Here is a 22,412-nt window from a genome sequence, read left to right as displayed (position 1 = left end):
GTCAGCTCTCCTTGGTGTCATAGATGGATTTGCGCGTCTCGATATTCAGATCGGGATGCTTGTCGAGAAGCCAACGGCTCAACAGCGGCGTATCCGTATTGTTGATGCCGTAGACGTGCTCTTCCCCGTTGCCGTCAACGAACGGAACGCCGACGAGCTTGTAGGAGCCTTCGTAACGCTGCTTCTCGATGAGGTACTTGGTCGACACGCGCATACCGCGCTTATCGATAGCCAGGGCCGTCAACTCGATGCTGCGGAGCGTCTTGGGGTTGAGCTCGCACCACTTCTTGAAAAGCTCGGCGCGGTCTTGGAGCCTGAGCGGCATCGGATAGACAGTCATCTTCTCCTGGGCGATGACGCTCTCAAGCGGCTGTGCCATGTTGTCGAGATCCATTAGATATCACGCTCGATGATGCGGAAGATAAGCCATATGACCGCACCGCAAAGCACGAAGATGAGCCATTCGCAGTTGTATGTCTCGCAGAAGGTGATGAGACCGCCTGCGATTGCCATGGGGATAATCCCGCACATGAAAAGAGCTGCAAAAACGTAGACAAACCAACGGATAACCAACGGTTTTCCTGTTAGAATCTGATCGTCATGACCGGCGCGGTTTTGACGCTTGCCCGTGCGCGTTTGCCGACGTGCGCGGGCTTCTTCTTTTTGCAGGCTTGCATAGCTTCGGTGGCTCTTATGTGGAACCGCCGCTGGAACGCACTCGATGCGCTTCGGCGCTCGCGAGCATCCAGAACCGCTACGCAAACCAACGGTTTCCGTCTTGGCTTCATGCATCTGAAACCCCTCCTTTCTATCTGTGGTCGTAGGTGTTGATCTTGATCGTGACGTCCTTTAGAGCCGCCTTGATGCCGTGCTTGACACCTGATTCGATGAGTGCCGACAGGACGATGATGTTCACCGCAGTGTGGGCAATTGCCAACAACAGATCCTTCACTTCCAAACCTCCTTACTTAAAGTCGGGAAACGTGCACGGGTCGTTCGGAGTGCACTCGAGTGCGATTGCGAGCTTTGCAACGCTCTCTAAATTCGGTGAGCACTCACAGCGCTCGTACTTACCAATTGCATCGACACTCACGCCAGATGCATCCGATAGCTGCTGCTGCGACCAATGCTTTTTGGTACGGCGAACTCGCAAGCTGTCTGCGAATGCGCGTTTCAACTCAGGCATAAATCCACCTCCTCTCAATGAATGCTCATTAGGTTTGTATTGGCGTTAGTCAATACAAACCGTATTCTTTTACGTGTAGTAAAAGAATCGAAACCAACGTGAATCACGTTGGCAGATACAGACAATAAACGTGTTGAACGTACTTTGCAAGCATGAATTACGTATTTTCTTGATTAACGTACGTGATTAACGTAGAATCGGCATTGCGACAGCGAAGGGAGGATAAATGCGATACCAACTGAAATTGAAAGAGTTACGCAAGGCTGCGGGCTTCGCGACACAAAAGGCGTTTGCTGATTATTTGGGAATCAAAGAACGCAAATATGCGTCATGGGAACGCGGTGAAGTCGGCATTCCTCTTGAAGATGCATTTATGTTGTGCGAAGCGCTCAAATGCACACCCAATGATTTATGCGGCTTTCCAAGCTCTGGAACAGACGAGCGAGAAATCCTTTCCGCCGATGAGCGCGAGATCGTTGACAACTACCGCGACAGCTCACCCCAATGGCAGCTAAACATAACGATGACTGCAAAAGCAGCGGCAAGCGAATCGAGAAAGGAATAAAAATGGGATTCATCAAGAACCAGCGCGAGGAAGTTGCTCGTCAGGAGATTGAAAAAGCAATTGCATCTGTTCCAGAGCCGGATGGTCGTATTCATGTGTTGCTGATTCGTTCATTTGGGCAGACGTTTAGCAGTCAGGTTTTCGGTGCCGACCAAAAATATAATGAGCAAATCAACGAAGTGCTCAACGGACTCCAGGATAAAGGACTCGAAATTATTCGCGTTGAGACAAACTCCGTCCCCAATCAGGGTATCGGCGGAGCAGACCGCTACGACACGCTCATTACGTATCGATAGCAAAATGCCCTGCACTCGGTCTTGGCGGATAAGTGCAGGGCTCGCCATTCCAGAAAAATGAAAAGGCAAGGTGATAATACCATGACAAAAGGCAGCCGTGCGGCCATCTACGCGCGCTTCAGCTCGCACAACCAGCGTGACGAGAGCATTGAGATTCAGGTCGACAAGTCCCGAGAGTTTTGCGTAGAGAGTGGCCTTACTGTCGTGCGCATCTATAGCGACTACGCCAAAACAGGCAGGAACTCAGACCGCACTGAATTTCAGCAGATGCTGAAGGATGCCCAAAAAGGGCTATTTGATTATGTTGTGATTTATAAGGTCACGCGCATCATGCGCAACCGCGATGAAATGGCACTCGCGCGAATCATGCTGCATAAAGCCGGCGTTGAGATCTTATACGCCGGCGAGACGCTCGGCGAAGGGTCAACGCGTGTCCTGCACCTCGGAATGCTCGAGGTGCTTGCGGAGTATGAGAGTGCTGTTGATAGCGAACGCATACGTGACGGCATCCAGAAGAACGCTCAACGTGGCATGGCGAGCGGTCAGCGCCTGTACGGGTGGAATGTCGTAGACGATCACTTTGTCATCAATGAGCGCGAAGCCGCCGTCATGCACAAGATGAAGAACATGCTGCTTAGCGGCTCGACCGTTGCCGACATCCAGCGCGCCGTAAAGACCGAGCGCTCCAGGAGAGGAAAGCCCTTCTCGCACGGATCCATCAAGAAGCTGCTCATGCGCGAGCAGAACTGCGGCACGTACAACTACGCAGGCGTGCGCATACCTAACGGGATGCCTGCTATATGGTCTCGCAGCGAGCAGGAAGAGATTAACAGCGTCCTCAACGGCAGAGGTCACAAGCACCGTGTGGAAGACGGTGAGCGCGTGTACGCGCTGAGCGGAAAGATGTTTTGCTGTGAGTGTGGCCGTTGGTATGTCGGAACCTCTGGAACTGGTAAGAGTGGCAAGGTCTATCACTACTATCGCTGTCCGAAATGCCGCAGAACCTTTAGGCGCGACGTTATCGAGGATGCCGTGACGGATACCATCCTGGAATCAATCAAAGACCCAAAGGTGCGCGAGCGCATTATCACGACGCTCGAAATGATGATCGCCGAGACCGCCGAAAACGATGAGCCAAAAGACAGTGAGCGAATCAAGGCAGAGATTAAGCGCATTGATGCGTCGTTTGAGCGCATCTGGCAAGCCATAGAGGACGGCTTTGCCCCTCCCGGCGGTAAGGAGAGGGTGGACGAGTTGAAAGCCCGTCAAGGCGAACTCAAGGACGAGCTTGCAACTGCGCTCGAAGCCGAGAGCGCCGAAGCGCTAACGATTGACGATTACATTAACTGGCTCGATACCCTTGACGCCAATTCAGATCCGTATGACATCATCGACACGTTTATTAGGTTCATCCAGATTGACGGCGATGAGGTTCAGATCTATTTCAGCTTTGACAATTGGGACGACGACTTTATGCCGACAAAAAAAGACGAACCCCAGATAAACAAGGGTTCGTCTAATTCAACTCGGGTGGAGACGAGGGGAATCGAACCCCTGACCTCTTGACTGCCAGTCAAGCGCTCTCCCAGCTGAGCTACGCCCCCGTGACGAAGCAGTACTATAGGGGAAGTTGGCGCGACGTGCAAGGACTTTTTTGGTCAGACTCTAAATGCCTAATGATATAGGTAAGCGATGGCGGTGCCGGTGTGAACTTGGATCTTGGCCGTTTTTCTAACGACATTAGAGATGCCGGTGTCGGCCAACAGGCCCAGGGAGCTGTGGTCTAGCTCCCATTCTAGGCCGTGTTCGCTTACCACGGTGTTGGGGGCAATGGCGATGATGGAGAACGTCTTGCCTTCGGCGCCCACAATGGTCCAGGATTCGCCTCCGTGTAGGATGCGGGCCGTGGTCTCGTCTTCGGCAATCCAGACTGGGGCGCCCTTGTAGCCCGCGAGCAGCCCCAGAACGGATAGGGCCATATCCGGACGGCCGCCGGTGGCGCAGGTCGCAACCACTTCGGCACCCGGCCAGCGACGACGGACGGAATCGAGCGCCAGCGCCAGATCGGTATAGTCCTTGTACGGGTCGTGGCGCTCAACTTCAAAGTCGGTGGCGGCATCGACCAGCGCGCGACCCGCATCGCTCACCGTGTCGGCATCTCCCACATATACGTCGCAGTCCAGTCCCGCGCCCAACAATGCGTCGAGTCCACGGTCCACGGCGACAACGTGGTCGCACTCCCCTGCTAGCCTACGCAACAGATCTGTGCTCGCCACCACGGGCGAGCCGCAGACAACTAATACCTTGCAAGCCACAGCCCTCGCCTATCCCTCAAACGAAAGCACGCGGGCCAGGTCAAGCTCCTCGTAGCTGTCGATAAAGATATCGCAGTTGGCGCGCACATCGTCGCGCTTCATGCGGCCATGCGGGTCATAAATACCTACACGCTTAAAGCCGGCGGAGCCAGAGCTCTTTAGGCCAAAGACGGCGTCCTCAAACACCCAAGCGCGCTCAAACTTGTGCCCATGGCGCTCCTCCAGGCGGCGCAGCGCCAGCTCGTACACATCGGGGAACTGTTTGGAGCGTCCTGCCTCACCCGTCGTGGTAACAAATTCCATGTAAGCATCGAGACCGGCACCAGCGAGCGCGGACTGCACCAGCTCGGCCGGCGTGGACGTGGCAACGCACATGGCAATACCGGCCTCCTGCGCCTGCTTCAAAAATGCCAGGAGCCCGTCGCGCGGCGGCACCTTGGAGTACCCATCGATCAGGATATCGCTCAGTTCGCGATACAACTCTTCGCCATTCGTGCCAATGCCCCACGTGTCGTGGTAGGCCTGGCACTCGTCCTCCAGCGACAGGTGCTCAAATTGGGCAAAGTCATCCACGGTCACGTCAATCCCGTGACGGTGCAATAACTCGGGCTGGGCATAGGCCCAAACGGGGGTACTATTAACCAGTGTGCCGTCGCAATCGAAAATAAAAGCAACCTTGGGAGCGGCGGTATGGGACATAAACGAACCTTTCGATGTCAAATGGTAAACAACCTGCTAAAAACGTTTTACCAAACGTAAGCCTAACAATTTTGAAACCCTAATTGGTAAAACTGTCAAGAGTTTTACCACGGCAATTCTGCCAGTGGTATAAACATGTCGCTTACCGATTAAACGCCCCCGCAAATCCGCTTTCGTCCATAAAACTAACGCACAGGTGTTATCGTAGTTTCTGCCGAAAGTTCCACCGAGCACGCGAGGTGGAACGAATCACAGAAACTTCGCCGTCCCTTCGATTCGTGCAGCCTTGGACCTTTCGCATCTAGTCACCAAGGCAACACGCTGCCGCGTCATGATGGGATCAAACGTGAGCGATACAAAGCTAAAGCCAACGGCTAAAAAGCCCGCAACCCGCAAACCGGCTCCGCACGCACCGGAGCTCTCCAAGGACGATGTCTACCTGTTTGGCATTGGAATGTGGGAGCGCAGCTGGGAAAAGATGGGCGCGCATCCCGACACGCAGAACCGTACGCGCGGCTGGCGTTTTTGCGTTTGGGCTCCCGACGTAAAGAGCGTCCATGTCATTGGCGAATTTAACGACTGGGATGAGCAAGCCAACCCACTGGTGCCCGTGCATACGAGCGCTATTTGGGAAGGCTTTATTCCTGGCGCCGAGCAGGGTCAGCTCTATAAATACCTTATCGAGACCAACGAGGGCGAAAAGCTCTACAAGGCCGATCCGTATGCCTTTAAGGCCGAGTGCCCTCCGGGTACCGCGAGCGTACTGTGGACCCTCGATGGGTACCAGTGGAACGACGCCGCATGGCTCAAGCGCCGCGCCGGCCATAACCACATGTCGCAGCCCCTTAACATCTACGAGGTGCATATTGGATCGTGGAAGCGCCACGGCGACGCACCGCAGGGCGAGCCGGACGAGTACGGCAATTACCCCGGCCCCATGGATCCCTTCCCCGCGCAGAGCGGCGAGTTCTACACCTATGACGACCTGTCGGTGGAGCTCGTGGACTACGTGCGCGACATGGGCTACACGCATATCGAGGTCATGCCGCTTATGGAGCATCCCTTCGATGGCTCCTGGGGCTACCAGACGACCGGCTACTACGCCGCCACGTCGCGCTACGGCAACCCGCAGCAGCTCATGCACTTTATCGATGCATGCCACGAGGCGGGCATCGGCGTGATCATGGACTGGGTGCCCGGTGGTTTTTGCGCCGACTCCCACGGCCTTGCCACCTTTAACGGCCACATGCTGTTTGAGCACGAGATTCACCCCAACTGGGGCACGCACAAGTTCGACTTCGCCCGTGGCGAGGTCCGGTCCTTCTTGGTCTCCAACGTGCTGTATTGGCTCGAGAACTTCCATGTAGACGGCATTCGCATGGACGGCGTGTCTAGCATGCTGTACCTCAACTTTGGGATTGACGATCCCGGCCAAAAGAAGTTCAACAAGTACGGTACCGAGGAGGACCTGGACGCTAGCGCATTTATCCGTCAGGTCAACTGCGCCGTTGAGGCACACTACCCCGACGTGATGATGATGGCCGAGGAGTCCACCGCGTGGCCGCTCGTGACCTATCCGCCGCAGGACGGCGGCCTGGGCTTCCACTACAAGTGGGACATGGGCTGGATGAACGACACCCTGCACTACATGCAGACCGATTTTCCGTGGCGTCCCGGCAACCACGGCCTGCTCACGTTCTCCATTATGTACGCCTTTACCGAGAACTTCATCTGCCCGCTCAGCCACGACGAGGTCGTACACGGCAAGTGTTCGCTCATCGGCCGAATGCCGGGCGACTGGTGGCGCCAGTTTGCCGGCCTGCGCACGCTGGCCTTCTACCAGATGACGCATCCCGGTGCCAAGCTCAACTTTATGGGCAACGAGATCGGCCAGTTTATTGAGTGGCGCTACTACGAGTCCATCCAGTGGTTCCTGACCGAGGAGTACGAGACCCACCGTCATCATCAGGCGTTTATCAAGGCGCTCAACCACCTGTACACCGCCGAGCCCGCCCTGTACGAGCGCGGCTACACCGACGACGGCTTTACCTGGATCGACGCGGACAACTCCAAGCAGTCCATCGTGAGCTTTGTGCGCCAGGGCGAGGACGTCGACGACGACCTGGTGATCCTCATCAACTTTGATCCGGCGAGCTACGAGAGCTTCCGCGTGGGCGTGCCGCGCGAGGGTGACTGGGAGGTCATCTTTGATTCCGACCGTCCCGAGTTTGGCGGCAGCGGCTATGCCGGTGAGGAGCCCTACACCTGCTCGAGCGAGCCCTATCCTTGGAACGGGCAGATGGACTCCATCGAGATCAAGGTACCCGGCCTGGCAGGCGTGGTGCTTAAGCGCCGCGGTCCCAGCAGCTATAAGCCGCCTGTGGTCGAGGAGCCCAAGAAGGCGACGCGCAAGCGTGCGTCCTCGGTGAAGCCCAAGGTCGCGGCTGCTAAGAAGGCTCCGGCTAAGGCGAAGGCGACCAAGTCTGCCGGCAAGCCCGCTTCCAAGACCACGGCCAAGAAGGCAGCCACCAAAAAGGCTGCTCCCAAGGCCAAGGCAGCAGCTGTTAAGGCTCCTGCCAAGAAAGCGTAACAAAGGCGTTACCACTGTAATTACCCGCCCCGCCGGGGCGTAGGATACAAGTCATAACCGTTCCGGGAGAAACATCCCCGGGGGAAAGGAACGTATGAATAAGATCTTCGACAACAAGCAGGAGTTTACCGAACTCTATCGTGATGCCGTTATGAGCATCAGCGGCAAGAGCGTCGAGGCCGCCAGCGACCTCGATCGTTTTAACGCCCTGGCCAAGCTCGTGGCCGAGAAGGCACGCACCGTTGCCACCAAGAGCGACGCCCGCGCCACCGCCGAGGGTAAGAAGCGCGTGTACTACTTCTCGATCGAGTTTTTGATCGGCCGCCTGCTCGACAACTACCTGCTCAACTTTGGCGTGCGCGACATGGTCGCCGAGGCGCTCGATGACATGGGCTTTGACCTATCCGTCATCGAGAACCAGGAGCCCGATCCGGCGTTGGGCAACGGTGGCCTGGGCCGTCTGGCCGCATGCTTCCTTGATTCCATGGCAGCCGAGGGCATTGCCGGCTACGGCAACGGCATGCGCTACCGCTACGGCCTGTTTAAGCAGGAGATCGTTAACGGCAGCCAGGTCGAGGCCACCGACGAGTGGCTCACCCACGGCTATCCCTGGGAGGTCCGTCGTCAGGACAAGGCCGTGACCATCAAGTTTGGTGGCCGTGTAGAGGGCTTTGAGGAGAACGGCCGCACGTTCTACCGCACGGTGGACACGCAGGATATCCTGGCCGTCCCTTATGACATCCCCGTGGTGGGCTATGCCGGCGAGACTGTCAACAAGCTGCGCGTCTGGGCCGCCGAGCCGGTCGAGGAGCACTTCGATCTGGAGGCCTTCAACCGCGGCGACTACGCCCTGGCCGATGCCGAGCGCGCCGAGGCCGAGGCCATCAGCGCCATCCTCTACCCCAACGACGCTGGCGAACACGGCCGTCTGCTACGCCTGAAGCAGGAGTACCTGTTTGTATCGGCCGGCATTTACAGCCTGCTCGACACCTTTGAGAAGGAGCACGGCGAGAACTGGGAGCTGCTGCCGCAGTTTGTTGCCATCCATACCAACGACACCCACCCCGCCATGTGCGGCCCCGAGCTCATGCGCATCCTCATCGATGAGAAGAAGCTCGAGTGGGATGACGCCTGGAACATCGTGACGCAGGTCGTGAGCTACACCAACCACACCATCCTGCCCGAGGCCCTGGAGAAGTGGCCCATCGGCACGTTCTCCAAGCTCCTCCCCCGCGTGTACCAGATCATCGACGAGATCAGCCGTCGTTGGCACGAGTCGTTCGACACCACGCAGGAGGGCTGGCAGGAGCGTCTGCGCCAGACCGCCATTCTGTGGGACGGCGAGATTCGCATGGCCAACCTGTCTGTGATCTGCAGCCACAGCGTCAACGGCGTGGCCAAGATCCACTCCGACATCATCAAGAACATCGTGCTCAAGGACTTCTATGCCTTAACGCCCGAGAAGTTCAACAACAAGACCAACGGCATTTCGCACCGTCGCTTCTTTGCCGAGGCCAACCCCACCTACGCCAAGCTCGTGACCGAGGCCATTGGCGACGGCTGGCTCAAGGACGCCTTTGAGCTGGAGAAGCTCAAGGAGTTTAAGGACGATACCGAGTTCCTGAAGGCCGTGGGTGCCTCCAAGCGCGCCAACAAGGAGCGCCTGGCCGCCTATGTTAAGGCTGAGACCGGTCTAGTCATTGACCCCAACACCGTCTTTGATGTTCAGGTTAAGCGCTTCCATGCCTACAAGCGCCAGCTCATGAACATCATGAAGGTGATGGACATCTACAACCGTCGCATCGCCGATCCCAACTTCCACGTGACGCCGACGACCTTCATCTTTAGCGGCAAGGCTGCCTCGAGCTACACCTTTGCCAAGGAGACCATCCGTCTGATCAACTCCGTGGCCGACGTCATCAACAACGACCCGCGCGTCAACGAGGTCATGAAGGTCTGCTTTATCCCCAACTTCCGCGTGAGCAACGCCCAGCTCATCTACCCCGCCGCCGAGATTTCGGAACAGATCTCCACGGCCGGCAAGGAGGCCTCGGGCACGTCCAACATGAAGCTCATGATGAACGGCGCCATTACGCTGGGCACCCTCGACGGCGCCAACATCGAGATCGCCGACCTGGCCGGCCGCGAGAACGAGGCCATCTTTGGCCTGACCGCTCCCGAGGTCGAGCAGCTCTGGGCATCCAACAGCTACTTTGCGTGGGATACCCTCAACAACGATCGCGAGCGTCTGGGCCGCGTGATGGACGAGCTCAGGGACAACACCTTTGCGGGTCTTTCGGGCAACTTCGAGAGCATCTACAACGAGCTCATGAACAAAAACGACCCCGACCTGGTCATGGCCGATTTCCGCAGCTACGTGGATGCGTGGGAAAAGCTCACCGGCAGCTACGGCGACCAGGAGACCTGGAACCGCAAGGCGCTGCTCAACACCGCCTCGAGCGGCTGGTTCTCGAGCGACCGCACCATTCGCGAGTACCGCGACGAGATCTGGCACGCGTAAAGGCGCGCGAGCTCCCTTATGCCAGCACGGCATTACTCGACGGGCGCGACCGAGCGCCGCGCCCGTCGCTAATGGGTTTAAGAACATCGATGACAGAAGGAGAAATCGATGAGTAAGAAAGAATGCATCGCGATGCTCCTCGCAGGAGGACAGGGCAGCCGATTGGGGGCACTCACCCAAAAGATCGCTAAGCCGGCGGTTAGTTTTGGTGGCAAGTTCCGCATTATCGACTTTTCGCTCTCCAACTGCTCCAACTCGGGCATCGACACGGTGGGCGTTCTGACGCAGTACCGCCCCTACCTGCTGCATGCCTATGTGGGCTCCGGCGAGGCGTGGGATCTTGACAGCCGTGACGGCGGTGTGTCGATTCTTCCGCCGTACGAGACGCAGACCGGCGGCGCCTGGTATGCGGGCACGGCCGACGCCATTACGCAGAACCTCGACTACATCAAGGCCAACGACCCCAAGTACGTCCTGATTCTTTCGGGCGACCATCTGTATCGCATGGACTACCGCAAGATGCTCAAGACGCATATTGAGAACAACGCCGACCTCACGGTGAGCGTTATGCCCGTGCCTTGGGAGGAGGCCAGCCGCTTTGGCATCCTGACCACCGACCCCGAGGACGGCCGCATCACCAAGTTCACCGAGAAGCCCGAGAAGCCCGATTCGAACCTTGCGTCCATGGGCATCTACATCTTCTCGGCCGACGTGTTGATCGAGGCGCTCGAGGCGGACGCCCTGGACCAGCGCTCGAGCCACGACTTTGGCAAGGACATCATCCCCAAGCTGCTCGGCGAGAACAAGCGCCTGTACAGCTACGAGTTCCACGGCTTTTGGAAGGACGTCGGCACCATCGCCAGTTTCCACGAGACCTCGATGGACCTGCTGGGCAACAACCCCGAGTTCGATCTGTTTGACAAGAACTTCCCCATCATGTCCAACATCACCACGCGTCCGCCGCACTACATTGGCCCGGACGGCCGCCTGGATGACTGCCTGGTCTCCAACGGCTGCAAGATCTACGGCACTGCTCGCCACTCGATCCTTTCGACCGATGTCATCATCGAGGAGCGCGCCGTGGTCGAGGACTCCGTGCTGCTACCGGGTGCGCACGTTAAGAGTGGCGCGCACATCTGCCGCGCTATTTTGGGCGAGAACTCCACGGTCGAAGAGGGCGTGAAGCTCGGCTCTGTCGATACCACCAAGGATACGGCCGTCGTTGGAAATGACGTCGTTATCGGGAAGGGGGAATGATCCGATGATCAATCGCAAGGCCATCGGTTATATCACCGCTAACTACTCTTCGACCTACGGCAGCGTGCTGCTCAAGGACCGCCCCATCGCGTCCGTTCCGTTTTTGGGCCGCTACCGCCTGATCGACTTCCCGCTGTCCAACATGATGAATGCCGGCATTAAGACCGTCGGCGTCGTCATGCCGGGTAACTACCGTTCGCTGATCGACCACGTGGGCTCGGGCAAGGACTGGGGCCTGGACCGCAAGAAGGGCGGCCTGTTCATGGTGCCCGGCAACGCGTATGGCACCACCAAGGGCGGCATGCGTTTCCTGCTGCGCGACATCATCTCCAACAAGACACTGTTCCAGCGTTCGGACAAGCCCTATGTTGTGATGATGGGCACCAACATCATCTTTAACATGGACCTCAACACCATCATCGACGCGCACGAGAACTCCGGCGCCCAGATGACCGTGGTGTACTGCAAGGCCACGCGCAACGTCGATGACGAGACCAAGCTGCAAATCAACGAGAACGGCCGTCTGACGGGCGTGAGTGCCGGCGTCGTGTACGGCGACAACGCCTCGATGGACTGCTGCATCGTCAACCGCGAGACGCTGCTCGAGATTATCGATCACTACCAGGCTGCCGACTATCTGGACCTGCTCGAGGCACTCCAGGGCGACTTTGGCAACATCGACGTGTGCAGCTACGAGTACAAGGGCGAGGTCGTGGGCGTGTTTAGCGAGAAGTCGCTCTATCGCCGCAGCATGGACCTGCTCGACCAGACCGTGGCCGACCAGCTCTTCGATCCCGAGCGCCCGATCCTGACCAAGGCTCACGACGTGCCGCCTTCGCGCTATGCGACCGGTAGCCACGCGTGCAACTCGATCATCTCGGCCGGCTGCATCATCAAGGGCACCGTGCGCAACTCGATCCTGTCGCGCGGCGTCGTGGTTGAGGAAGGCGCTTCGGTGACCAACTCGATCATCAACCAGAGCTGCATCATCAAGAGCGGCGCTCGCGTCGAGAACGCCATCCTGGACAAGAACAACGTGGTTCCCTCCAACACCGAGCTTCGCGGCACGCCCGAGAACATCCTGGTGCTGGGCAAGGCCCCGTTAACTCCCGATACCACCATCGTGCATTAACGTAGGCACCGCAACATCGCTCGTAACATGCAGAATAGCCGCCCGGTTTGTGCCAGGCGGCTATTCTCGAATTGCAACAGGGAGACAATATGGCAGATTCCAGCAAAAAGATGCAGATCGTGTTTGCCTCGGCCGAGTGCGCACCGTTTGTAAAGACCGGTGGCCTGGGCGACGTGGCGGGCTCGCTGCCCGCGGCGCTTGTGCGCGCCGGCGCCGAGGTCATCGTGATGGTACCCAAGTACGCCACCATCAAGGACGAGTACAAGGCGCAGATGGAGCACTTCTCCGACTTTTACGTGAGCCTGGGCTGGCGCAACGAGTACTGCGGGCTCGAGAAGCTCGAGCACGACGGCGTCACGTATATGTTCATCGACAACGAGCGCTACTTTGCGCGCGACTATCCGTACGGCTTCTTTGACGACGGCGAGCGTTTTGCGTTCTTCTCCAAAGCCATCACCGAGAGCCTGCAGCACCTGCCGGCCGGTTTTGAGTGCGACATCCTGCACTGCAATGACTGGCAGACGGCACTGGCGCCTGTGTTCTTGCGCGAGTTCTACCAGGGCCTGCCGCTGTACGACCGCGTCAAGACCGTGTTCTCGATCCACAACGTGGCGTTCCAGGGCCAGTTTAGCGACACCGTGATGGAGGACATCCTGGGCGTGGCGCACATTCCGGCGGCCGCCTCGCAGCTGCGTTGCGACGCCTGCAGCATCAACTACATGCTGGGCGCGCTGCGCTATGCCGATGCCATCACCACGGTGAGCCCCACCTATGCCAACGAGATCCAGACGCCCGAGTTTGGCGAGGGCCTGGACGGCGTGCTGCGCGAGCGCTCCTATGCGCTGCAGGGCATTTTGAACGGCATTGACGTGGCAGGTTTTGACCCGGCGACCGACAAGCGCATTGCCGCCAACTACACCGTGGAAGACCGTTCCGGTAAGGCTGTGTGCAAGGCCAAGCTGCAGGAAGAGCTGGGGCTCGAGGTTCGCGACGACCGTCCGCTTATGGTGATGGTCACGCGCCTGACGCGCCAGAAGGGCATGGACCTGGTCATGTACGCGCTCGACCGCATCCTGTCCGGCGGCGTGCAGGTGGCGGTGCTGGGCACCGGCGACCGCGACTACGAGGATGGCCTGCGCTACTTCCAGGACAAGCACCCCGGCACCATGGCCGCACGCATCGAGTTCGACCCGGCGCTGTCGCAGCGTATGTACGCCGCCGCCGACATGTTCCTGATGCCTTCGAAGTTTGAGCCCTGCGGTCTGTCGCAGATCATCGCCATGCGCTACGGCACCCTGCCCATCGTGCGCGAAACCGGCGGCCTGAAGGACACCGTGCAGCCGTACAACGAGTTTACCGGCGAGGGCACGGGCTTCTCGTTTAGCAACTTTAACGGCGACGAGATGGGCGACGCGGTGTTCCGCGCGGCGCGCCTGTTCTGGGATAACCGTGACGCTTGGAACCAACTGGTCACACAGGCCATGAGCCAGGACTTTAGCTGGACGCGTTCGGCCGATAAGTATCTGGACCTGTACTTCTTTATGCACCCGGAGATCGAGAGGCCGGCGGCGGTTGTCGACGAGCCTGTGGTTGTGGCTGAGGAGACTGCGGCCGTTGTGGAGCCTAAGGCCGAAGAGAAGCCGGTTGAGGCTGAATCTGAGATGAAGGCTGAAGCAGCTCCCGAGGCTGAGACCAAGCCGGCTGCAAAGCCTGCCGCCAAGAAGACTACGACGCGCAAGACGACGGCCAAGAAGGCTACGACAACCAAGGCCGCTGCCACCAAGACCGCCGCAGCAAAGACGACTGCTGCCAAGGCAACGACGACGCGCAAGCGCACGACCGCCGCTGCCAAGAAGGCCGCCGAGGCCGAGGCAGCCTCCGAGGTAAAGGCTGAAGCCGCCGTCGAGGCCAAGCCCGCCGTCAAGGCACCGGCCAAGACCACCGCCAAGAAGTCGACCGCGACCGCCAAGAAGGCAACGGCAGCCAAGAAGACCACGACAACGAAGGCGACGACCACGAAGGCCGCCACGACCAAGGCAGCCGCAAAGCCGGCCGCCAAAGTCGAGGAGACGCCCGTCGAGGCAAAGCCGGCCGCCAAGACCACCACGCGCAAGCGCTCTACGACGACGGCCAAAAAGACCACGACCAAGACAGCCGCCCCCAAGGCAGAGGCTAAAGCCGAGGACAAGCCTGCAGTAAAGGCCGAGCCGGCACCGAAGGCCGCTGAGGTCAAGACCGCCCCGAAGGCAGAGGCTAAGCCCGAGCCCGCCAAGGAGACCCCGGTCTCCCCCGCCGCTCCGGCAGCGGAAAAGGCCCCGTCCAAGAAGACGTCCGTCCGCAAGGCAACGGCCACCCGCAAGCGCCGCTAGCCCACAGACGATCTAAAACCTAATCAAAACCCTAAACAAGGGGCGCTCCAACCGGGCGCCCCTTCTCTGTAGATAGTTGGTAAAACGATTTTCTAGGACAACCGTTCGCCGATGGTAAACGAATGTTGTTTATACACCCTGTGTACAACAGATATACTTATATTTTGTGCGTAAAGCCCATGGCCCGCAGGCCGTGATTCTATTGAACTGGACCGTATTATGAGATTGATACACAACAGTCGCCTACCGCAGTTTCGCACTCCGTTTGGCGCTGTGACCACAGGAACTACCGTTGCACTCTCGGTTATTTTGGAGGATGCCGATCCCAACCAGGCAACACTCACCCTACGTACCTGGGTCGATGAAGTCGGCGAGACCCTGATTCCGATGGAACACGAAGGCGATGGCATTTTTACCGGCGAGCTCAAATGCACTGAACCGTGTCTTGTGTGGTACAGCTTTATCTGCAATATCGAGGGCCAGCCCGAGGTTCGCCTGGGCGCACCGCAGGGCCGCACCGGCGGCGAAGGCGTAACCTACGACTACGCCGAGGTGCCGTCCTTCCAGATTACCGTCTATAAGCACCGTGAGAACCGCCCCACCTGGTACGAGCGTGGCATGGTCTACCAGATCTTCCCCGACCGCTACGCCCGTGACGAGCATTGGCGCGAGCGCACAATGGCCCAACTCGAAAAACCGCGCAAGGGCATTCAGCGCCGGATGGTCGAGGACTGGAACGAGCCGCCCGTGTACGAGCGCGCCGAGGACAGCTCCATCAAGACATGGGACTTTTACGGCGGCTCGCTCAAGGGCATCCAGGAAGACCTGCCCCGCATCGCCGAGCTGGGCTTTAAGGCCATCTACCTCAACCCCATCTTTGAAGCCGCGAGCAACCACCGCTACGACACGGCCGACTACACCAAGATCGACCCGATCCTGGGCACCGAGCAGGACTTTACCGAGCTGTGCCAGGCAGCCGAGAAGCTGGGCATCTCCATCATCCTGGATGGCGTCTTCAACCACACGGGCGACGACTCGATCTATTTCAACCGCTACGGCAACTACCCCGGCGTGGGTGCCTGGCAGAGCGAGGATTCGCCGTGGCGCGATGCGTTTACCTTCCACGAGGACGGCTCGTACGACTGCTGGTGGGGCGTGGGCAACATGCCAGCCATCAACGAGAAGTCCGAGCTGGTGCGCGAGCGGCTCCTGGGCAAGGACGGCGTGATCCGCAAATGGCTGCGCGCCGGTGCCCATGGTTGGCGCCTGGACGTCGCTGACGAGCTTTCCGACGACTTCCTGGCCCAGATCAAGAAGGCCGTGCTCGCCGAGAAGCCCGACGCACTGTTGCTCGGCGAAGTCTGGGAAGACGCCTCCAACAAGATTAGCTACGGCCATTTGCGCCGCTACCTGCAGGGCTCCGAGCTGGACTCTGCCATGGATTACCCCTTCCGCGACATGGTCATCGGCTTTTTGATGGGCTACAAGAACGCCTACGAGGCTGCCGAGGATATCGAGACCCTGCGCGAAAACTACCCGAGCGAGGCATTGTCCTGCGCGCTCAATCTACTTTCGAGCCACGACCGTCCGCGCATCATCTCGGTGCTCGGCGGCGGACCCGACGAGTCGCAGCTGCCCGAGTGCGAGCGCAGCAAATGGCGCCTGGACGAGAACTCGATGGGCCTGGCCAAGAGCCGTTTTTGGCTTGCAACGCTCATGCAGATGACCTTCCCCGGCGTGCCTTCGATCTACTACGGCGACGAATACGGCCTGGAGGGCCTTACCGACCCGGGCAACCGCCGCACCCTGCCGACCAAGGACCAACTGCACGACTTCGACACGCTGGCTATTGTCAAGAACGCCTCCGCCGTGCGCCGCGCGCTGCCATTTATGATCGACGGCGAGATTAAGGCCTTCGCGCTCAACGACGAGGTGCTGGCATACAACCGCACGGGCAAGGATGGCGAGTCCGCGACGGTTATCATCAACCGCAGCCTACGCAATTCGCACCGCGTGACGATTCCGGCGCTCGGCGAATGTGCGAGTGACGTGATCAGCGGTCACGAGTGCGAGATCCACAACGGTACGGTCACGCTCGATCTGTATCCGCTGGGCTCGTCGATCATCTATCACCATGCCGAACAGCGCCTGCAGGAGCCGCTCGATCACGGCGCGGGCGTCGTGTGCCATATCACCTCAGTGCCCACCGACGACGGCAAGCCCGGCACGATTGGTGCGCCAACGCGTCGCTTTATCGACCATCTGGCCGCTATGGGCATGCGCTACTGGCAGGTTCTGCCTGTCAACCCGACGGATTTCTTCCGCTCCCCTTACGCTGGGCCTTCGGCCTTTGCGGGCAATATTGACCTGCTGCCCGAAAGCCAAGAGGAACTGGCGGCCGACTTTGAGACTTGGAAAGCTCGTGGCGGCGAGGATGCAGACCCGCTCTACACGGCGTTTAAGCATCGCAACGCCGATTGGCTCGAGAAATACTGCGTCTACATGGCCGTCAAGAAGTACTTTGAAGGAGAATCGCGTCACGATTGGCCGACCGATGTCGCGCGCTACAACGAGTATCTGATCGATGACAAGCGTTTCCACGACGAGGCTGAACTGCAGGCGTACATGCAGTATCGCTTTGACCTGGCCTGGTGCGAGCTCATGAACTATGCGCACAAGAAGGGCATCGAGGTCATCGGCGACATTCCTATGTATGTTTCGGACGATTCGGCCGATGCGTGGAGCGAGCCCGAGAACTTCTGGCTGTCCGATACCGGCAAGGCGATTGAGATTTCTGGCGCACCGCCCGACAATTTTGCGCCCGAGGGCCAGGTGTGGGGCAATCCCACCTTCCGTTGGGATCACATGAAGGAGAACGGCTACCGCTGGTGGATGGACCGTCTGCGTCGCGCGTTCTCGCTCTACGACCGCGTGCGCCTGGACCACTTCCTGGGATTCCACAGCTACTTTAGCATTCCCGCAGGCAAGGCCTGCGCCGACGGCCGCTGGCTGGCGGGTCCGGGCAAGGATCTGTTCCAGACTGCCTATGACGAGCTGGGGCCGCTCAACTTTATCGCCGAGGACCTGGGCTACCTGACGCCCGGCGTTCGCGCCATGGCTTCGACCTGCGGCTTCCCCGGTATGGACGTGCTGGAGTTTAGCGATTACGACGTCCGCTGCGGCGTGCATCCCACGCCGGGCAAGATTCTGTACACCTCGACACACGACACGTCGACGCTCGCCGGTTGGTGCACGCGCTCCTTCGCGGGCGGCGACGAGCCGAGCGGTGTTGAGGTGGCGGCCAAGCTGATGGGCGACGCGCTGGCAAGCGACGCTCCCCTGGTGATGATACCGCTGCAGGATATCCTGGGGCTTGGCGACGACTCGCGCATGAACGTGCCGGGCGTGGCCACGGGCAACTGGACCTGGCAGGCCGATGAGGCCGACGTTGCGGCCGCCGAGGGCAAAACTGCACAGCTCCTGCGCAGCACCCATAGATTCTGGGGCGAAGCGTGATAAAACCCCCGATATAGGGTACAGTTACAGCTGTTTGAATTTATGCGGGCAGAGCGATCTGCCCGCTTTGTGCTGAAAAGGAAGTATTATGGCGCGCTACGATTACAAGTGCTCGAGCTGCGGCAACGTGTTTGAGGTTGAGCATCCCATGTCCGAGACCCCCGAGGTCGTGTGCCCGAGCTGCGGCGCTCCGGCATCCAAGACGTTCTCGGCCAGCGGCATCAAGTTTGAGGGCAGCGGTTTCTACAACACCGACCAGCGCAGCGGTGGTTCCAGCACCACCGCCACCAGCGGCTGCTGCGCCAACTGCCCGCATAACCACTAGTGACAAACGGTCCCGCCACCCAGGTTTCCTGATGAGTTGCGGTGAAATAGTTCCTGAATCAGCCCAACCAACGGCCAAACAGGAACTATTTCACCGCAACGTTTCTTTAGATCGGATTTCAGGGTGATGCTGAGTTTGTAACATTTCAAAACTCTGCCGGATTACGGGGCTGAATTGACAACCTCTATCCATTCCGGTAATTTGCAAATTTCAACAAGCCATCTACCTGCGGTTTTATTTAGGCCATTTTTGCTGTGGTCGGGCATCACCGATCTAGCCCCGTAATCCGCCCTACTTTTGATAACAGCAAGTATGAGTCGGGCTATTTTTCCCACTCTTTACCGCTTTTGCGATCTCCACTCGCACGACCTTCTGAGTTGCGGTGAAATAAGGACTATTTGGCGGGTAGATGCCGCTATTCAATCCCTATTTCACCGCAACTTAGTAGTTACTTGTGGACCAGGCGGGCGCAGAAGTGACCGTCGTAGGAATCTGCGTTTATGGGGACGCTCTGGAAAAGCCCGCGGTCGTTTTGGCGCACAGAGACAAGCTTCTTGGCCTGCGCGAAATCGGGAAGCTGCAGAATCTGGGCTTCGGAGAGCGGCGCCACGGTAAAGCCGGCGCCCTCGGGAGAGGCCAGGAAGGCATCCACGACCTGCGTATTCTCTTCGTCAAAAACCGAGCAGGTGGCATAGATAAGCTCACCGCCGGCAGCCACGCGCACAGCTGCTTCCTTGAGCATCGTCAGCTGCAGCTTGGGCAGCTCAGTCGTAACGTCGTTCTCGGTCAGACGCCACGGTATCTCGGGGTGACGGCGCATGGTGCCGGTGCCAGAGCACGGTGCATCGATAAACACCGTGTCGAACAGGGCAGGCTCGCCAAGCATCGCGTCAAACGACGTAAGCACCTCATTGAGCTCGCAGGCATCGCCCGACACCGTACGGACACCCGTTATACCCGCCTTATGCAGGCGCGCGAGATTCTGGTCACATTTACGATCGTGCAGATCGAGCGCGGTATGCTGACGCTCGTACCCAGCGCGCTTGGCCTGGCACATCATCACATAGGTCTTGGTGCCGCGGCCGGCACCAATCTCCAAGCAACGCCCGGGACGTGTCGCCGCAGTAGCGATAAGCTGAGCGTTGAGGTCCGAGGCAACGGCAGCGGCGCGTTCAAACACGCCCGACGCAACCGTGACCTGCGCATCAACCGGAGCATGGCAACCCGGGAACACGGGTGCCACAAGCTGCGAAATGTACGGGTCGGGTTTGGTCGCAAACGCATTCTCGTGCAGAGCAAGCGGCGCAGGAGCCAGATTGCCGGCAAAGTTGAGCGCGCCCTCGGGCGTATCGAACGAGGCCATAATACGAGCACAGAGCCAGCGAGGAAGACCCATCAAACGAGACAGGCGAACCAGGCGGCGCTCGGACTCATCCACGTCGGATGCCGTGGCAAAGTCCTCAACGTTGTCCGCAACCTTGTGCAGCACCGCGTTAGCCAGGCCCGCGGCAGACTTAGCACCGCTGCGCACCAGCTCAACACTCTGGCTCACGGCAACGCGGCCCGGCGTATGCAGGTAGAGCATCTCGAAGGCCGAGATACGAAGCGCCATGCGCACGCGCGGCGCGACCTTTTTGGGCTTATCCAAAAACTGATCGAGCAACTCATCCAAAATGCCCTGCGTGGCAGCAACACCGAGCGCCAAACGCGCGGCAAAAGCAGAATCGCGCTGGTCAATAGCCTTGGCGGAAGCACGGGAAGATAACACGTCGCGTGCGTACATACCGCGGCGATCGGCCTCCATCAACACATCGAGCGCAAGCTTACGCGCGGGAGACAACTTGCTCATGACAGTACACCCCACCTAAGTTCGGCACCCTGCAGACCGGCAGCCCAGGCAGAAGCGGCCATGGCACGCTTACCATCGGGCTTAACCTCGAGCAGTTCAACCGCGCCATCGGAAAGGCCCAGGTAAACACGCTTGCTCTTGACGGCAACAGCGCCCTCGCCAAGCGAGACATCAGCCGGCGCGGCATCGAGCACGCGAACCGACTTACCGGCAATCACGCAACGGGCAGGCGCGGTATCGGACGAAGCAAGCACATGACGCACGCAATCGAGCGCCGCCATCTTCGGATCCAGACGCATCTCCTGCTTGGAAATCTTGGCAGCATGCGTGACGAACGACTCATCCTGCTCGGTCCAAACAGCCGAGCCATCGGCAAGCGAAGGAAGCGTATCGGCAAGCAACTTACCGCCAAGCTCACCAAGCTCCATCGTGAGCGCCTCGGCATGCTTACCGGCAACCGACGTAGAGGCCTGGGCACAATAAGCGCCCGTATCCACGCCATGCCCAATGCGCATAATGGAAACGCCAGCAACCTCGTCACCAGCAAGAATGGCACGCTGAATAGGAGCAGCACCACGCCAACGAGGCAGCAGCGAAGCATGAACATTCACAATACCAAGCGGCGCCATATGCAGCACCTCATCAGGCAAAATGCAGCCATAGGCAGCCACACAGAAAATATCAGCCTGCGCAGCCTGGAGCGCCTCAACAACCTCCGGCGTCATACGATTGGCCTCAACAACGGGCAGACCAAGCTCGAGCGCCTTGGCCTTAACGGGAGAAGGCTCAAGCTTCTTACCGCGCCCGCGAACAGCATCGGGACGAGTAATAACAAGCGCAATCTCGTTCCCAGCCTCAACAAGCGAAGTCAACGAAGGCACAGCAAAATCAGGCGTACCCATAAACACAATACGCATAAAAGTTAGTCTCCTCTCAATAACGAGCCGAGACGGCTACAAAAAAGCGTTCCAGGTCGCAAGCGAAACCAGCCGCAATAACAATTCAACTGAAACAAATATACCCAAAAACAAAGAAAGAGCCGCATAAAAGCAGCTCTTCCAACAAAGCAATTATCAGCGAAGACGCCCTCCCTGGCCCAACGGCACCCGGGCGAAACGAAGAGTGACAACGTAGTCCCTGGGATGGGGCCCACACATATCGTCCCGCGCGCAGTTTCGCAGCAAAGCGAGAATGTTTGAGCACGGGATGATATGTGTGGGCCCCATCCCAGGGACGGACAATTAACCTATTCGGTCTCGCCCGGACGAGCGCCGCGGGCCAGGGCGTCCTGGTACTCCTTGACTGCCTTGATGCGCTGCATGGGCTTAAGTCGCTCGAACATGGTATTGCCGTGCAGGTGATCGATCTCATGCTGCAAGCACACGCAGAACAGGTCGCCTGTGGCCTCATAGCGAATCAGGTTGGCATCCAGGTCATACGCCTCGACGACAACGTGATCGGGACGCTCGATCTCGCAGCTAATGCCAGGGATGGAAAGGCAGCCCTCGCTAAACGGCACCAGGTGGTCGCTCTGCTCAACAATAACAGGGTTGATGAGCACGTACGGGTCATAGTCGTTCTTGTCGCTGTAGTCGCAGTCGATAGTGACAAGCTGAATGAGCTCGCCAATCTGCGGGGCGGCCAGGCCGCAACCGCCGTTGTCGAACATCATCTTCTTCATCTTCTCGGCAAGCGCCTCGATCGCCGGGGTGATCTCCTCGATGACGGCGCACTCCTGGCGCAGACGAGGGTCGGGCGACAATACGATTCCGTTGGCTTCCATGGCCATCCT

General features: G+C 58.9%; 19 protein-coding genes and 1 tRNA gene. 10 read left to right on the top strand and 10 right to left on the bottom strand.

The features are described 5' to 3' along the window. Position 1 precedes the first annotated feature (1 nt). Genes AAAX75_RS07965 through AAAX75_RS07950 form a run of 4 tightly spaced genes read right to left on the bottom strand, consistent with a single transcriptional unit; the run spans position 2 to position 1,186 of the window. A complete protein-coding gene (locus tag AAAX75_RS07965; RefSeq protein WP_349091760.1) occupies positions 2-379 on the bottom strand; it encodes a hypothetical protein in 378 nt (125 codons plus the stop codon). 14 nt (positions 380-393) lie between these two features. Beyond that, on the bottom strand, positions 394-792 hold the full coding sequence (locus AAAX75_RS07960; RefSeq protein ID WP_349091758.1) for a hypothetical protein: 399 nt from the start codon (positions 790-792) through the stop codon (positions 394-396). 16 nt (positions 793-808) lie between these two features. After that, positions 809-952: a hypothetical protein gene (locus AAAX75_RS07955; RefSeq protein WP_349091756.1), complete on the bottom strand. Its 144-nt coding sequence runs from the start codon at positions 950-952 to the stop codon at positions 809-811. Positions 953-964: 12 nt separating this feature from the next. Beyond that, entirely contained in the window at positions 965-1,186 is a 222-nt protein-coding gene (locus AAAX75_RS07950; protein WP_349091754.1) for a helix-turn-helix transcriptional regulator, read from the bottom strand. Positions 1,187-1,412: 226 nt separating this feature from the next. Here AAAX75_RS07950 and AAAX75_RS07945 point away from each other — a divergent pair, with 226 nt between their 5' ends. The 3 genes from AAAX75_RS07945 to AAAX75_RS07935 all read left to right on the top strand — a co-directional run bounded on the left by AAAX75_RS07945 (position 1,413) and on the right by AAAX75_RS07935 (position 3,613). After that, a complete protein-coding gene (locus tag AAAX75_RS07945; RefSeq protein ID WP_349091752.1) occupies positions 1,413-1,751 on the top strand; it encodes a helix-turn-helix transcriptional regulator in 339 nt (112 codons plus the stop codon). Between the two features lie 2 nt (positions 1,752-1,753). Next, positions 1,754-2,047, top strand: a complete 294-nt coding sequence (locus AAAX75_RS07940; RefSeq protein WP_349091750.1) for a hypothetical protein — start codon at positions 1,754-1,756, stop codon at positions 2,045-2,047. A gap of 81 nt (positions 2,048-2,128) precedes the next feature. Further along, positions 2,129-3,613: a recombinase family protein gene (locus AAAX75_RS07935; RefSeq protein ID WP_349091748.1), complete on the top strand. Its 1,485-nt coding sequence runs from the start codon at positions 2,129-2,131 to the stop codon at positions 3,611-3,613. Here the strand turns inward: AAAX75_RS07935 and AAAX75_RS07930 are convergent. The 3 genes from AAAX75_RS07930 to AAAX75_RS07920 all read right to left on the bottom strand — a co-directional run bounded on the left by AAAX75_RS07930 (position 3,579) and on the right by AAAX75_RS07920 (position 5,061). Next, positions 3,579-3,651 (bottom strand) — tRNA-Ala (locus tag AAAX75_RS07930). The genes AAAX75_RS07935 and AAAX75_RS07930 overlap by 35 nt on opposite strands. 69 nt (positions 3,652-3,720) lie before the next feature. Further along, positions 3,721-4,362, bottom strand: coding sequence for a thiamine diphosphokinase (locus AAAX75_RS07925; RefSeq protein ID WP_349091746.1), 642 nt, complete (start codon positions 4,360-4,362; stop codon positions 3,721-3,723). Between the two features lie 9 nt (positions 4,363-4,371). Continuing rightward, on the bottom strand, positions 4,372-5,061 hold the full coding sequence (locus AAAX75_RS07920) for an HAD family phosphatase (protein ID WP_161115684.1): 690 nt from the start codon (positions 5,059-5,061) through the stop codon (positions 4,372-4,374). Between the two features lie 331 nt (positions 5,062-5,392). On the opposite strand from AAAX75_RS07920, the gene glgB reads away from it, so the two are divergent. The 7 genes from glgB (at position 5,393) to AAAX75_RS07885 (ending at position 18,771) form a co-directional block, all read left to right on the top strand. Next, the gene (gene glgB / locus AAAX75_RS07915) at positions 5,393-7,651 is read left to right on the top strand and encodes a 1,4-alpha-glucan branching protein GlgB (protein WP_349091828.1); all 2,259 of its coding nucleotides are present in this window, start codon (positions 5,393-5,395) and stop codon (positions 7,649-7,651) included. Positions 7,652-7,745: 94 nt separating this feature from the next. Further along, the gene (locus AAAX75_RS07910; RefSeq protein ID WP_349091745.1) at positions 7,746-10,172 is read left to right on the top strand and encodes a glycogen/starch/alpha-glucan phosphorylase; all 2,427 of its coding nucleotides are present in this window, start codon (positions 7,746-7,748) and stop codon (positions 10,170-10,172) included. A 108-nt stretch (positions 10,173-10,280) separates the two neighbouring features. Then, entirely contained in the window at positions 10,281-11,429 is a 1,149-nt protein-coding gene (locus tag AAAX75_RS07905) for a glucose-1-phosphate adenylyltransferase (protein ID WP_349091743.1), read from the top strand. 4 nt (positions 11,430-11,433) lie between these two features. Beyond that, complete coding sequence (glgD, locus tag AAAX75_RS07900) at positions 11,434-12,561, top strand: glucose-1-phosphate adenylyltransferase subunit GlgD (protein WP_349091741.1); 1,128 nt, start codon at positions 11,434-11,436, stop codon at positions 12,559-12,561. A gap of 89 nt (positions 12,562-12,650) precedes the next feature. Next, positions 12,651-14,930: a glycogen synthase GlgA gene (gene glgA / locus AAAX75_RS07895; RefSeq protein WP_349091739.1), complete on the top strand. Its 2,280-nt coding sequence runs from the start codon at positions 12,651-12,653 to the stop codon at positions 14,928-14,930. 219 nt (positions 14,931-15,149) lie between these two features. Further along, a complete protein-coding gene (locus tag AAAX75_RS07890) occupies positions 15,150-18,446 on the top strand; it encodes a 4-alpha-glucanotransferase (RefSeq protein WP_349091737.1) in 3,297 nt (1,098 codons plus the stop codon). 88 nt (positions 18,447-18,534) lie between these two features. Further along, a complete protein-coding gene (locus AAAX75_RS07885) occupies positions 18,535-18,771 on the top strand; it encodes an FmdB family zinc ribbon protein (protein ID WP_138340823.1) in 237 nt (78 codons plus the stop codon). A 448-nt stretch (positions 18,772-19,219) separates the two neighbouring features. Here the strand turns inward: AAAX75_RS07885 and AAAX75_RS07880 are convergent, their stop codons facing one another. From AAAX75_RS07880 to def, 3 genes are all read right to left on the bottom strand, one after another. Beyond that, complete coding sequence (locus AAAX75_RS07880) at positions 19,220-20,620, bottom strand: transcription antitermination factor NusB (protein ID WP_349091735.1); 1,401 nt, start codon at positions 20,618-20,620, stop codon at positions 19,220-19,222. Next, a complete protein-coding gene (gene fmt / locus AAAX75_RS07875; RefSeq protein ID WP_349091733.1) occupies positions 20,617-21,537 on the bottom strand; it encodes a methionyl-tRNA formyltransferase in 921 nt (306 codons plus the stop codon). Before fmt ends, AAAX75_RS07880 begins: the two co-directional genes overlap by 4 nt. Before the next feature lie 329 nt (positions 21,538-21,866). Next, positions 21,867-22,403 carry a peptide deformylase gene (gene def, locus AAAX75_RS07870; RefSeq protein WP_055250379.1) on the bottom strand — a complete coding sequence of 179 codons (537 nt, stop codon included), beginning with the start codon at positions 22,401-22,403 and terminating at the stop codon, positions 21,867-21,869. Between the last annotated feature and the right edge of the window lie 9 nt (positions 22,404-22,412).

Origin of the sequence: Collinsella sp. CLA-ER-H7, from assembly GCF_040092345.1 — a bacterium.
GTDB lineage: Bacteria > Actinomycetota > Coriobacteriia > Coriobacteriales > Coriobacteriaceae > Collinsella.
This window is presented reverse-complemented; position numbering and strand designations above follow the sequence as displayed.

What these genes read in the sequence shown, in the direction of transcription:
- AAAX75_RS07965 (WP_349091760.1), bottom strand. Translation starts at nt 379, where the DNA reads ATGGCACAGCCGCTTGAGAGCGTCATCGCCCAGGAGAAGATGACTGTC.
- AAAX75_RS07960 (WP_349091758.1), bottom strand. Translation starts at nt 792, where the DNA reads ATGCATGAAGCCAAGACGGAAACCGTTGGTTTGCGTAGCGGTTCTGGA.
- AAAX75_RS07950 (WP_349091754.1), bottom strand. Translation starts at nt 1,186, where the DNA reads ATGCCTGAGTTGAAACGCGCATTCGCAGACAGCTTGCGAGTTCGCCGT.
- AAAX75_RS07945 (WP_349091752.1), top strand. Translation starts at nt 1,413, where the DNA reads ATGCGATACCAACTGAAATTGAAAGAGTTACGCAAGGCTGCGGGCTTC.
- AAAX75_RS07940 (WP_349091750.1), top strand. Translation starts at nt 1,754, where the DNA reads ATGGGATTCATCAAGAACCAGCGCGAGGAAGTTGCTCGTCAGGAGATT.
- AAAX75_RS07935 (WP_349091748.1), top strand. Translation starts at nt 2,129, where the DNA reads ATGACAAAAGGCAGCCGTGCGGCCATCTACGCGCGCTTCAGCTCGCAC.
- AAAX75_RS07920 (WP_161115684.1), bottom strand. Translation starts at nt 5,061, where the DNA reads ATGTCCCATACCGCCGCTCCCAAGGTTGCTTTTATTTTCGATTGCGAC.
- glgB (WP_349091828.1), top strand. Translation starts at nt 5,393, where the DNA reads ATGATGGGATCAAACGTGAGCGATACAAAGCTAAAGCCAACGGCTAAA.
- AAAX75_RS07910 (WP_349091745.1), top strand. Translation starts at nt 7,746, where the DNA reads ATGAATAAGATCTTCGACAACAAGCAGGAGTTTACCGAACTCTATCGT.
- AAAX75_RS07905 (WP_349091743.1), top strand. Translation starts at nt 10,281, where the DNA reads ATGAGTAAGAAAGAATGCATCGCGATGCTCCTCGCAGGAGGACAGGGC.
- glgD (WP_349091741.1), top strand. Translation starts at nt 11,434, where the DNA reads ATGATCAATCGCAAGGCCATCGGTTATATCACCGCTAACTACTCTTCG.
- glgA (WP_349091739.1), top strand. Translation starts at nt 12,651, where the DNA reads ATGGCAGATTCCAGCAAAAAGATGCAGATCGTGTTTGCCTCGGCCGAG.
- AAAX75_RS07890 (WP_349091737.1), top strand. Translation starts at nt 15,150, where the DNA reads ATGAGATTGATACACAACAGTCGCCTACCGCAGTTTCGCACTCCGTTT.
- AAAX75_RS07885 (WP_138340823.1), top strand. Translation starts at nt 18,535, where the DNA reads ATGGCGCGCTACGATTACAAGTGCTCGAGCTGCGGCAACGTGTTTGAG.
- AAAX75_RS07880 (WP_349091735.1), bottom strand. Translation starts at nt 20,620, where the DNA reads ATGAGCAAGTTGTCTCCCGCGCGTAAGCTTGCGCTCGATGTGTTGATG.
- fmt (WP_349091733.1), bottom strand. Translation starts at nt 21,537, where the DNA reads ATGCGTATTGTGTTTATGGGTACGCCTGATTTTGCTGTGCCTTCGTTG.
- def (WP_055250379.1), bottom strand. Translation starts at nt 22,403, where the DNA reads ATGGAAGCCAACGGAATCGTATTGTCGCCCGACCCTCGTCTGCGCCAG.